This window comes from Streptomyces sp. NBC_00670, from assembly GCF_036226765.1.
Classification (GTDB): Bacteria; Actinomycetota; Actinomycetes; order Streptomycetales; family Streptomycetaceae; genus Streptomyces.
Map to the genome: position 1 here is coordinate 7,234,116 of NZ_CP109017.1, position 11,553 is coordinate 7,245,668.

Sequence of the window (11,553 nt, forward strand, 5' to 3'; positions counted from 1 at the left end):
GCATTGACATGGACGAGACGTGCCCGACCGGCATATCGTTCACCGGCCGCGTGATCATCCGCGAGCCATTTCTTCCGTTCTCGTCCGTGGGGGGCGCCGCCGTCATGTCCGCATCCAGTGAGCCGCACCAGAGACCGGCGGGACCGCCCGCGGAACCGGGGGAGCGCGCCTGGGCCGCGGCGTCCGTGCCGCGGGTGGCGCCGGGCAGGGCGTCCTCCGTGCTGCTCGCCGTGGCCGTCGCGGGACTCGCCCTCGTCGCCGTCACCGATCTGGTGAGCATCTTCGCCGGGGTACGGCTGCGGGGCGTGATGGGCGGGGACACCGGTTTCCTCACGGCGTCGCAGCGGGAGCTGGACGACGCCTCCGACTTCTACGACGCGGTCGCCCGGTACCAGGTCATCGCCTATCTGCCCTGCGCGATCGCCTTCGTCACCTGGTTCTTCCACATGCGCCGCCTGACCGGCCCGCTGGCCCCCGACCGCTTCCGGCACGGGACCGGGTGGGCCATCGCCGCCTGGTTCATCCCGTTCGCCAACATCTGGCTGCCCCACCGCGTCGCCACCGACATGTGGCGGGCCGCCACCCCGCTGCCGTCCGGTCAGTCGCCGTACCGCGAACGCCTGTGGCCGGTGCACCTGTGGTGGGCCCTGTTCGCGTTCGGCATCCTCTTCAACCGGGTGGCCGGGACCAAGTACGACGACGCCGAGCAGTGGACGGACATCCGGTCCGCGGTGACGCAGTACATGGTCGCCGACACGCTCAACATCGCCGCCGCGGCCGCCGCGGTGCACTTCGCGGTGCGGCTGACCCGGATGCAGCGCCGCAAGGCGGCCGAAGGACCCTACCTGACCCCGCCGTTCACCGGCGCGGCGCTCTGAGGCTCCGGCATCCGGCCCAGATGGGCCAGCACCGCCAGCACCCGGCGGTGGTGGCCCGAGGCGGCCGAGGGCAGGCGGAGCTTGCCGAAGATGGCGGCGACGTGCTTCTCCACGGCGCTGCCGGTCACGAACAGCGCGTGGGCGATGGCGGTGTTGGTGCGGCCCTCCGCCATGAGTGACAGCACCTCGCGCTCCCGCTCGCTGAGCCGGTCCAGCGGGCCCGGCGGCGTGCCGCTCCCGCCACCGGGCCGCCGGCCCAGGAGCTGCGCGACCACCTCGGGATCCAGGGCCGTACCGCCCGCGGCCACCCGGAGCAGGGCGTCCCGGAACTCCTCCACGGCCGAGACGCGGTCCTTCAGGAGGTAGCCCACGCCCTCACCGCGGCGCAGCAGTTCGGTGGCGTAGCGCTCCTCCACGTACTGGGAGAGGATCACGACCGCCGTGCCGGGAACCGCCTGCCGGGCGGCCAGCGCCGCCCGTACTCCCTCGTCGGTGTGTGTGGGCGGCATGCGCACGTCCACCAGGGCCAGGTCGGGCCGCAGCGCCCTCACCGCGGACACCAGGGCCGGGCCGTCGCCCACCGCGGCCACCACCTCGAAGCCCTCCTCGCACAGCAGGCTGTGCAGCCCGGCGCGCAGCAGCACCAGATCCTCCGCGATCACCACCCGCACGGCAGCTCCGCCTCCACCCTCGTGGGACCCCCCGCCGGGCTGTGCACCCTGAGCCGCCCGCCCACCGCGCGCACCCGGTCCGCCAAGCCGGCCAGACCGCCGCCCGCGGAGGGGACGGCGCCTCCGACGCCGTCGTCGTCCACGTGCACGACGATCCGGTCCCCGCGCTCGTCCACGCGCACGCGCACACGCTCCGCCCCGGCGTGCTTGCCGACGTTCGCCAGACACTCGGCGATCACGAAGTACGCGGGGGACTCCACCGGCCCCGGCGCCCGCCGCGCCAGCTCTACGCGGACGTCCACCGGGACGTCCGAGGCGGCGGCCAGCGAGCTGACGGCGGCGTCCAGGCCGCGGTCGGCGAGCACGGGCGGATGGAGCCCCCGGACCACCGCGCGCAGGTCGGCCAGGGCGCGCCGGGACTCCTCGTACGCCTGGTCGACAAGGACGCGGGCCGCCTCCTGGTCCGCCGGGAACCTCCGGCGTGCCCGGCCCAGGCTCAGGGAGACGGCCACCATGCGGGCCTGGGCCCCGTCGTGCAGATCGCGCTCGATGCGCCGGTGGTCGGCGTGGTGCGCGCGCACCGCCGCGGCACGTGCCGCCTCCCGTTCGGCCGCACGGCGCGCCTCCTCGGTGAGCCCGAGCAGGAACCGGACGGTGTGCGCACGGGCCACGGCGAGGCCGCGCAGCAGCGCCAGCACCGGCAGGGCGAGCAGCGGTGCGGCCACGCAGGCCACCAACGCCCAGCCCGCGGAGGGCACTTCGAACCGCCACAGCCCGGCGTGCACCGGCCTGCCCACGGACCACCCGTACCACCAGGGCGCCGACGCGAGGAGCAGGGGAGGGGCCAGGAGATGGAGCACGGCCACCGGGCCGAGGGCGCCCCACAGGGGACCGACGACCAGTACATGCGCCACCTCGCGCCACACCGCGCCGCCCCGGACGGGCGGACGGCCTGCGGCGCCGGGCGGACGGGCGAGGTGGGGGGAGTCGACGGGCAGCGCCGCGAGCCGCGTGGTGAGCTCCCGCTCCGCGCGCCCGGTGGCCCCCGCGAGCAGCAGCAGCGGCGCCAGCCACAGCGCCAGGTCCGCGACCCGCCGCCTCGCGCCCGGCCCCGGCGGACACCAGCGCGCCGCCCGCGCCCGCGACGGTCGTGTTGAGCTCCGTGACGTCGCTCAGTACCTTCCGGCCGCCCCGTGTGCGCCACTCGTAGCCGCGCGGGTGGGGGCCCTCGATCGTGCGTGCGGTGCCGGGCCAGTAGGTGTCGCGCAGGCCGAGCGGCGCGATGATCCGCCGTTCGACCTCGCGGGCGGCCGGCCTCCCGGTGACCTTCTCGATGATCATGCCGAGGAGGACGTAGTTCGTCGTCGAGTACGACCAGGCCCGCTCCGGACGCGGCCGCTCCAGCGCGAGCGCCACCAGTTCCCTGGCGGTGAAGTCGTGCGCCCGCCATCGCTCCGGGTGCTCCCAGTCCAGCGCGTCGGTGTGGTCGGGCAGGCCGCTGGTGTGCCGCAGGAGCTGCCGCACGGTGATCCGCCCGCCGTCGTAGCCGTGGCGGGCGATCAGACCGGGCAGATGGTCCTCGACCGTGTCGTCCAGGCCGACCCGGTGTTCCGCCACGAGCTGGAGCAGCACGGTGGCGGTGAACGTCTTGGTGGTGCTGCCGATGCGGATCCGGTCACCGGCGCGCATCGGGCGGCCGGTCCGTACGTCGGCCCTGCCGAGGGCCGCGCTCCAGGCCGGGCACCCGGGCGTCTCCACCCGCACGGCGGCGCCCGTCATCCCGTCCTCGCCGGTCAGCCGGCCCAGCGCCCGGAGCGCCGCCGGGTGGTGACACCGGCCCGTCCCGCTCCCGCCCGTCCCGTTCCCGGCCGCCGCGGGCGCGGCCGGCGCGGCCAGCACCGCGCACAGCACCGCTCCCGTCGCAGCTCCACGGCGCAGTCGGCCTCGTACTCGCTTCGTCACACGTCCCCCTCGGTGAGAGCCCCACTCCGTCGGTCCGTCACCTCAGAAGCTAGGGACCGCGGGGGCCGCCCACACGCCTGCTGCCCGCACCCCCTCCTGCGGACAACCCCACCCCCGGCAGGCCCGGAACGCGGTGGTCCCGCGGCGCGGCACGCGCGGCGGGACCGGGAACGCGGCGGGGGCCGGCCGCCGTGGGCGACCGGTCCCCGTTGTCCGTGCCGCGGACTCAGCCGGCGGCGAGCAACTGCAGCGTGTCGATCACGCGGTTGGAGAAGCCCCACTCGTTGTCGTACCAGGCGACGACCTTGATGTGGCGGCCGTCGACGCGGGTGAGGGCCGAGTCGAAGATGGCCGAGGCCGGGTTGCCGGTGATGTCGGCGGAGACCAGCGGGTCCTCCGAGTACTCGAGGATCCCGGCGAGCGGCCCCTCGGCCGCGGCCCGGTACGCCGCGAGCACCTCGTCACGGGTGACGTCACGGGCGACGGTGGTGTTGAGCTCGACGATCGAGCCCACCGGCACGGGCACGCGGATCGAGTCGCCCGACAGCTTGCCGTCCAGCCTCGGCAGCACCAGGCCGATCGCCTTGGCCGCACCCGTGGTGGTCGGCACGATGTTCACCCCGGCGGCGCGGGCCCGGCGGGCGTCGCGGTGCGGGCCGTCCTGGAGGTTCTGCTCCTGCGTGTAGGCGTGCACGGTGGTCATGAACCCGTGCTCTATGCCCGCGAGTTCGTCGAGGACGGAGGCCAGCGGGGCGAGCGCGTTGGTGGTGCACGAGGCGTTGGAGACGACGGTGTGCGCCGCCGCGTCGTAGGCCTCGGTGTTGACGCCGTACGCGAGCGTCACGTCGGCGCCCGCCGAGGGGGCGCTGACGAGCACCTTGCGCGCACCGGCGGTCAGGTGGACGCGGGCCGCCTCGGCCGAGGTGAAGCGGCCGGTGGCCTCCAGCACCAGGTCGACGTCCAGTTCGGACCAGGGCAGCTTCGCCGGCTCCCGCTCGGCGAGCACCTTGATGCGCCGGCCGTCCACCACGAGCGTGTCGCCGTCGACGCTCACCGGACGGCCGAGCCGGCCCGCGGTGGTGTCGAAGGCGAGCAGCCGGGCGAGCGTGGCGGGCTCGGTCAGGTCGTTGACGGCGACGACCTCCAGGTCGCCGCCGCGCTCCAGCAGGGCGCGCAGCACATTGCGCCCGATGCGGCCGAATCCGTTGATGGCGATGCGAGTCATGAGTGTCAGGTCCTCTCCGTGGTTCGCCACCAGACTCGCGCGCCCCGGGGGCGCGGGACAGCGGCACGATCGCCACGGTCCGCAAGGATCGTGCCAGTCCGCCGGCGCCGGGGCGCGTGGTCTACTCGCCCTTCGCGAAGGTCCGCCGGTACTCACTCGGCGTGGTGCCGAGGATGCGCTGGAAGTGCAGCCGGAGATTGGCCCCGGTGCCCAGGCCGACGTCACCGGCGATCTGCTCGACGCTGCGCTGCGAGCGCTCCAGCAGCTCACGCGCCACGTCGATGCGGGCCCGCATGACCCACTGCATCGGCGTGTACCCGGTGTCCTCGGCGAACCGCCGCGAGAACGTCCGCGGCGACACCTCCGCGTGCCGGGCCAGCGTCCCCAGGGTGAGGTGCTCGTCCAGCCGGCGCAGCGCCCACTCCCGGGTCGCGGCGAACCGCTCGCCCAGCGGCTCCGGCACGCTGCGCGGCACGTACTGCGCCTGCCCGCCGCTGCGGTAGGGCGCGGCGACCAGCCGCCGGGCGGCATGGTTCGACGCGGCCACCCCGAGGTCGCCGCGGAGCAGATGCAGACACAGGTCGATGCCGGAGGCGGCGCCGGCGGAGGTGAGCACGCTGCCCTCGTCGACGAAGAGCACGTTCTCGTCGACCCGCACGGCCGGGTGCTTCGCCGCGAGCGCGCGGGTGTAGTGCCAGTGCGTGGTGGCGCGCCGGCCGTCCAGCAGCCCGGTGGCGGCGAGCGCGAAGGCGCCGGTGGAGATCGCGGCGAGCCGCGCGCCCCGGTCGTGCGCGGCGACCAGCGCCTCGACGACGGCGGGCGGCGGGTCCTCCCGGTCCGGGAACCGGTACCCCGGCACGAACACGATCTCGGCCCACGCGAGCGCGTCGAGCCCGTGCGCCACGTGGTACGACAGCCCGTCGCCCCCGGTCACGAGCCCGGGCGCCGCGCCGCACACCCGCACCTCGTACGGCATGCTCGCGCGGGTCGTGAACACCTGCGCCGGAATCCCGACGTCGAGCGGCTTCGCCCCTTCGAGCACGAGCACGGCGACGCGGTGGAGGGCGGAGTCGGGCACGGGGACAGAGTACGTGGGCGGGGTGGTGTGCCGGGTGCGGGTGCGCCGTGGCTGGTCGCGCCCACGCGGCGGAGCCGCACATCAGCACAGCCCCGCGCCCCTGAAAACGGGGCGGCGGGGGCGCAAGCACGCCCCCGCCGCCCTTGGTACCGCTACCGGAACGAAACCGTCACCGGCGCGTGCACCGAACGACTCGGCAACGTCACGGTCAACGCCCCCGTGTCCCGGTCCAGGTGGTACGACTTCGGCGACAGCCGCTTCCCGTTCGCCGACACCTTCGTCGGCACACGGTCACCGAGCCCGACCAGCGAAACCGTCCACTCCCGCTTCTTCACCTGACCGCGGAAGGACCCCTTCACCCCGCCGATCGACACGGAGTGCTGCGCACCCTTCACCCGGTACCGCACGGTCGTCGTGGCGCTGTGGTGCCGCCCCGTACCGACCCCGTCGTCCTCGTACAGCCGGTACGACCCCGACTTCCCGGCCGCGACGGTCAGCGTCACGTCGGTCAGCGGGTTGTGGTCGTTGGACGACACGTCGTGCGTCCGGGTCGGCATGATGCCACCTGCCCTGATGAACACCGGCATGGTGTCCAGCGTGGTGGTGACGTCCTGCGTCGTCCCGCCGGTGTACGTCTTGCCGGTGAAGTAGTCGGTCCACTGCCCCGGCGGGAACCAGACCGACGTCGTGGCCGAGTTGCCCGGGTCGGTGACCGGGGCGACCAGCACGTCGGAGCCGTAGAAGTACTCGCTGCCGGCGGTGGCGTACGCCTTCGCCTCGTCCGGGTACTCCAGGTAGGTGGGCCGGACGATCGGCACACCGGTGCGGTTGGCCTCCTCGGCGAGCGAGTAGGTGTACGGCACCAGGTCCTCGCGCAGGTTGAGGAACGCGTCGGCCGACTTGCGCGCCGCCGTGCCGTACTGCCAGGGCAGCCGGTCGCTGTGGTTGCTGTGCAGCCGGTCGATGGGCTGGAAGGTGCCGAACTGCACCCACCGCGCGTACAGGTCGTCGGGCAGCTTGTGCGTGGTGCGCGTCTGCCCGTTGTCGGTGTACTGCTCCGAACCGGTCAGCCCCGTCGTGTCGTTGTGGCCGCCGATGTCGTGGGTGATCGACGCCATCCCGGTCGCGGCGGACTCGCCCGGGGTGTAGCCGACCTCCATCTTCAGCACGCCCCACGTGGAGGAGGTGTCACCGGTGAAGTGGACGGTGGAGCGCTTGTCCGCCCACGGCCCGGTCGGCAGTCCCGCCTGGCCGCTGTACCCGGCCGCCTGCAGCGAGCCGTAGGCACGGGAGAGCACGAAGCCGCGGCCCTCGTTCTCGGCGGTCATGGACGCGTACTGCTGGTTGATCCAGGCGTCCGGGGTGACACCCGGCAGCGAGGACTGGGAGGCGTCGCAGCACCAGTCGAGCCACCAGAAGTCGTTGCCCTGCTGGTCCATGGTCCGGTGCAGGTCCAGGTAGGCCTGGACCTGGTCGGGGTCACCGAAGTCGAAGGTGTAGCAGTCGCCCGTGGCGCCGGCGCTTCCGCCGCAGCCGCCCTTCTTCAGCTTGCCCTTGGCCGTGGCCTGCGCCTTCGCGAACTGCGGGTCGGAGCCGAGGATGCTCGGGTGCACGTTGAGCGTGTTGTGCAGCCCCTGGGCGTCGGACCAGTCGGTGAAGAAGCCCTTCGGGTCGGGGAACTTCTTCTGGTCGATCTCCCAGCCGTTCCAGTCGTTGACCGCCTTGAAGTCCGTGTCGGTCACCAGCACGTCGAGCGGGACGCCCTCGGAGCGGAAGGCCGGCAGGATCTTCTTCTGGTAGTCCTCGGCCGTACGGTCGATGTACTCCGAGTACCAGACGCCGTAGGCCCACTGGGGCAGCAGCGCGGGCGGGCCGGTGAGCGTGGCCAGGTCCGTGAGGCCCTGCTTGTAGTCGTGCCCGTAGCCGAAGAGGTAACCGTCCTGGTAGGCACCGCCCTTGTGCTCCGGGCGCTGCCGGATCTTCTTGGTGGCGGTGTCGTACAGCGCCGACGGGGTGTCGTCGAGCAGGTACCAGCCGTCCTTGTTGAGCAGGCCGGGCGTGGTGACGGGGGCGGCGCCGCTGCCGGTCACGCCGTCCAGCCCGCGGCGGTACCCGCCGAGCGCGAGATGCGGCGCGGGCGCGGGGTCGCCGGTGGCGGCCACGGAGACGGTGTCCGCGTTGATGTGGCAGCTGCCGTCGTCCGGGCAGCCGAGGGTGACGTCGTTCTCGCCCTTGCTGAGCTTGACCGGGACGGAGGCGGTCTGCCAGTCGTCCCAGTTGTCCGTCGCCGGGAACTCGAGCGTGGCGTGCGCGTCCCCGGCGGTGACCGAGGCGGTACGGGTCTTGTGCTGGCCGTCGCCGCCGGTGCCGTTGGCGTAGCGCACCCGCAGGGTGTAGGTGCCGTCGGCGGGCACGCCCACCAGATGCGTGGTCAGACCGGAGCCCTTGTTGAGCTCGGCGACGAAGCCGGTGCCCGCGTAGCCGGTGTGGTCCGTGGCGCCGGCCGCCGAGCCGCCGATCCGCCCGGCCTCCGCCTCGCAGCTCACCCCGAACGCGCAGTCCCTGATGGCGGTGGTGGCGACCGACGGGTAGGAGTCGCCGGGGCGGACCAGCGCCACGCTGTCCAGGTTGACGTCACCCGAGTCCGAGGCGGTGCGGGTGAGGGCGAGCGTGTGGTGGCCCGCGCCGAGGTCGACCTTGGCGGTGGCCAGCTTCCAGGTGTCCCAGCTGCCCGTGGTGGGCAGCGAGATCTTCTGCGGCGAGCCGCCGTCCACGGTCAGGGTGAGCGTGCGGGTCTCGTTCTTGCCGTCCCCGCCCACGGAGTTGGCGTACCGCAGGTCGAACTGGTAGCTCCCGGCCTCCTTGACATCGATGTCAGCCGATGCCGAGGCGCCCGTCCCCTCGAAGCCCGCGGCGAACCCGACCCCGGTGTGGTCCCGGTGGTCGGAGGCCAGGGACACCCCGTTGAGCTGGAGGTCCTCTCCCTCGCACAGCGCGCCGAGGGTGCAGGTGAGACGGTGCCAGGGAGAGGCGGTGACCGGCGAATCGCCCGCCGTCACGTTGACGGAGAGGTTGCTCGCGTCGAACGGTCCCGAGCCGACCTTGTACCGCAGGGTGACCGCGCTGGTCCTGAGGGTCAGCCAGCCGTCGGCGGTCCGCGAGGTGTACGAGGCCGGGGAGAACCCGCTGCGCCCGATCGCGTTGAACGTCGGGTCGTCGGTGAACTTCCCGTCGGCCGCGTACTCGGTACGGATCAGCGTCGGTGAGAGGACCTGGAAACGGGCGTCACCGGAGGTGACGGTCGGGATGCGGTGGCTCTGCGCACCCTTGGCCGTCGCCGCGCCGGTGCCTGCCACGGTCATGGCGGCGGCGACCGCGAGAACGGTGGCCACCCCCGTGTGTCGTCGTACGGTTCTCAGTCGTCTTCTCGGCGGTGAGGTGCTGGTCATGGACAATTCCGTTTCTCCTGTCGGCCATGCCGCTCGTCCACGCCGGGCGGGCCGCGCCGGATGATCGGCCGCACAGCGTGCACATGGCATAGGAGCACGGACCTCCGGTTCATGTCCATGCAAGTGACTCGACGGAATCGGTGAGTTGCGGAAATTCGCCCGGTACCGGTCGCTACGCGTCCGCGGGGACGGCGGCCCTGGTCAGCGTGGTCGCCGTGCGTACGGCGCTGGCGACGGCGGTCTCCGGATCGAGCCCGCACAGATCGGTGAGGACGAACAGCGCTTCGGCGCTCACCGCCACCGCGAGGTCCCGTTTCAGCTGTGCGAGGGCCTCCGGGTCGCTCGCCCCGAGCGTGTCCCGGAGCGGCAGCAGCGCGTGGTCGATCAGTCCGAAACGGATGCCCGGGCGGGCGCTCACGGCCTCCGGCCGGACGATCGTCGCCGCGATCATGGCGCGCACCGCACCCTGCCGGGCGAGCACGCCGCGCAGCAGGAACTCGGTGGCGAACGCGACCCGTTCGACCGGGTCCGTGCTGTCCGTGACCGGCGCCAGGGCCTCGGCGGGGGGCGGCCAGGCGCCCGCCAGGGCCTCGCTGACCAGCGAGGGCAGGTCCGGGAAGTAGCGGTAGGCGGTGGCCTCGGAGACCAGGGCCGCGCGGGCGACCAGGGGCATCGTCAACTCCGTGCCGGCGGCGATCAGTTCGCGGGCGGCCGTCACGATCGCCGTCCGGGTGCGCTGCCGCTGGTTGGCGCGGCCGCCGGCTGCACCTGTGCCCGTGTGTGCGGTCATCGGGCGCTCCTTCCTCCTGTTGGGTGGCTCCCATGGTAGCGCTTACCTCTCGTTATGAGAGCTCACTTGCATTACGGGATTCCCGTCTCTACTCTCCTGAGAGTCAACTCTCACGAACCGCGAAAGGGGACGGCATGAGCGCCACGAACCAGCCGTCCGTCGTCGGACCGGACGACGGCGAGAGCATCCAGCTCGGCACCACCCGCATGCGCATCCTGGAGGACGGCAGCACCACCGGACACCGCCTGGGCATCGGTGAGATCACGCTCGCCCCGCACACGGAGGGCCCGCCCCAGCACCGCCACGCCCAGCACGACGAGGGCTTCTACGTCGTCTCCGGCACCGTCCACTTCACCGTCGGCGACACCACGCACGAGGCCCCGGCCGGCACCCTCGCGATGATCCCGCCGGGCGCCCCGCACACCTTCGCCAACCTCGGCGACGAACCGGCCGTCCTCCTCAACACCTTCACACCCGACCTGTACGTGCAGTACTTCCGCGACCTGCGGAACATGATCGCCGGCGGCCAGGAGCTGACCCCGGAGTCGACGGTCGCCGTGATGAGCCGTTACGCCACGGTCCCGGCGACCGACTTCGCCTGACGACGCCGCCCTTCCCGCAGTTCTCCCTCTCCCTTCCCGCGGCTCGTCCGCGCCGCACCAAGGAGCACCGACATGACCCGCACCACCCACACCCTCACCCTCGACCAGGGCACCGTCGACGTCACCGTCGACCAGTACGGTGAGCAGGGCCACCCCTTCCTCCTGCTGCACGGAGGCGGCGGCCCGGCCACCGTCACCCCGTTCGCCGGCCTGCTCTCCGCACAGCGCCCCGCCAGGGTGTTCACCCCCGTCCACCCCGGCTTCGACGGCACCACCCGCCCGGACCGGCTCACCGACGTCCCCACCCTGGCCCGGATCTACGCCGAACTCCTCGACACCCTCGGCCTGCGGGACGTCGCCGTCGTCGGCAACTCCATCGGCGGCTGGATCGCCGCCGAACTGGCGGCCCTGGGCAGCGACCGGATCACCAGCGTCACCCTCGTCAACGCCGTCGGCATCGCCGTCCCCGGCCACCCCGTCGCCGACACCTTCCCCCTGACGCCGGTGGAGCTCTCCCGGCTCTCCTTCCACGACCCGTCGAAGTTCCGCTTCGACCCCTCGGCGCTCACCGACGCACAGCGCGCGGTCATGGCCGGCAACCGGGCCGCACTCCAGGTCTACTCGGGCCCGCACACCATGGCCGACCCCACCCTCACCGACCGGCTGGCCAAGATCGCCCACCCGACGCTGGTGGCCTGGGGCGAGAGCGACCAGGTCGTCGACGCCCACTACGGGCGCGCCTACGCCGAGGCCGTACCCGGCGCCGAGTTCCGGCTCCTCCGGGGCACCGGACACATGCCGCAGACCGAGACCCCCGAGCAACTGCTCACGGTGGTCTGGGACTTCGCCGACGCCCACGCCACCCACCGGCCGCAGCACTGACCGGCGGACGGAGCAC

General features: G+C 73.1%; 9 protein-coding genes and 1 pseudogene. 3 read left to right on the forward strand and 7 right to left on the reverse strand.

Features of this window, described 5'->3' with window-relative positions; genetic code table 11:
- The first annotated feature begins 104 nt into the window (after positions 1-104).
- Positions 105-878, forward strand: coding sequence for a DUF4328 domain-containing protein (locus OIE12_RS31785; protein ID WP_329141398.1), 774 nt, complete (start codon positions 105-107; stop codon positions 876-878).
- On the opposite strand, the gene OIE12_RS31790 is transcribed toward OIE12_RS31785, so the two are convergent.
- The 7 genes and pseudogenes from OIE12_RS31790 to OIE12_RS31820 all read right to left on the reverse strand — a co-directional run bounded on the left by OIE12_RS31790 (position 842) and on the right by OIE12_RS31820 (position 10,053).
- On the reverse strand, positions 842-1,549 hold the full coding sequence (locus OIE12_RS31790; RefSeq protein WP_329142347.1) for a response regulator transcription factor: 708 nt from the start codon (positions 1,547-1,549) through the stop codon (positions 842-844). The genes OIE12_RS31785 and OIE12_RS31790 overlap by 37 nt on opposite strands.
- Entirely contained in the window at positions 1,537-2,631 is a 1,095-nt protein-coding gene (locus tag OIE12_RS31795) for a sensor histidine kinase (RefSeq protein WP_329142348.1), read from the reverse strand. The genes OIE12_RS31790 and OIE12_RS31795 overlap by 13 nt, the downstream gene beginning before the upstream one ends.
- Before the next feature lie 88 nt (positions 2,632-2,719).
- Positions 2,720-3,328, reverse strand: a pseudogene (locus tag OIE12_RS31800) (serine hydrolase domain-containing protein); the annotation flags it as partial.
- A 409-nt stretch (positions 3,329-3,737) separates the two neighbouring features.
- Positions 3,738-4,736 (reverse strand): type I glyceraldehyde-3-phosphate dehydrogenase, encoded by a 999-nt coding sequence (gene gap / locus OIE12_RS31805; protein ID WP_329141400.1) that lies wholly within the window; start codon positions 4,734-4,736, stop codon positions 3,738-3,740.
- A gap of 121 nt (positions 4,737-4,857) precedes the next feature.
- Complete coding sequence (locus OIE12_RS31810; RefSeq protein ID WP_329141401.1) at positions 4,858-5,814, reverse strand: GlxA family transcriptional regulator; 957 nt, start codon at positions 5,812-5,814, stop codon at positions 4,858-4,860.
- A gap of 152 nt (positions 5,815-5,966) precedes the next feature.
- Positions 5,967-9,176 carry a TIM-barrel domain-containing protein gene (locus tag OIE12_RS31815; RefSeq protein WP_329142350.1) on the reverse strand — a complete coding sequence of 1,070 codons (3,210 nt, stop codon included), beginning with the start codon at positions 9,174-9,176 and terminating at the stop codon, positions 5,967-5,969.
- Between the two features lie 259 nt (positions 9,177-9,435).
- On the reverse strand, positions 9,436-10,053 hold the full coding sequence (locus OIE12_RS31820; RefSeq protein WP_329141403.1) for a TetR/AcrR family transcriptional regulator: 618 nt from the start codon (positions 10,051-10,053) through the stop codon (positions 9,436-9,438).
- 134 nt (positions 10,054-10,187) lie between these two features.
- On the opposite strand from OIE12_RS31820, the gene OIE12_RS31825 reads away from it, so the two are divergent.
- Together OIE12_RS31825 and OIE12_RS31830 are read left to right on the forward strand one after the other, a co-directional pair.
- Positions 10,188-10,655, forward strand: a complete 468-nt coding sequence (locus OIE12_RS31825) for a cupin domain-containing protein (RefSeq protein ID WP_329141405.1) — start codon at positions 10,188-10,190, stop codon at positions 10,653-10,655.
- Positions 10,656-10,727: 72 nt separating this feature from the next.
- Positions 10,728-11,537 (forward strand): alpha/beta fold hydrolase, encoded by an 810-nt coding sequence (locus tag OIE12_RS31830; protein ID WP_329141406.1) that lies wholly within the window; start codon positions 10,728-10,730, stop codon positions 11,535-11,537.
- Positions 11,538-11,553 lie beyond the last annotated feature (16 nt).

Excerpts from the sequence above, each read along its gene's own strand:
- OIE12_RS31820 (WP_329141403.1), bottom strand. The coding sequence starts at position 10,053 with ATGACCGCACACACGGGCACAGGTGCAGCCGGCGGCCGCGCCAACCAG.
- OIE12_RS31815 (WP_329142350.1), bottom strand. The coding sequence starts at position 9,176 with ATGACCGTGGCAGGCACCGGCGCGGCGACGGCCAAGGGTGCGCAGAGC.
- OIE12_RS31830 (WP_329141406.1), top strand. The coding sequence starts at position 10,728 with ATGACCCGCACCACCCACACCCTCACCCTCGACCAGGGCACCGTCGAC.
- OIE12_RS31825 (WP_329141405.1), top strand. The coding sequence starts at position 10,188 with ATGAGCGCCACGAACCAGCCGTCCGTCGTCGGACCGGACGACGGCGAG.
- gap (WP_329141400.1), bottom strand. The coding sequence starts at position 4,736 with ATGACTCGCATCGCCATCAACGGATTCGGCCGCATCGGGCGCAATGTG.
- OIE12_RS31785 (WP_329141398.1), top strand. The coding sequence starts at position 105 with ATGTCCGCATCCAGTGAGCCGCACCAGAGACCGGCGGGACCGCCCGCG.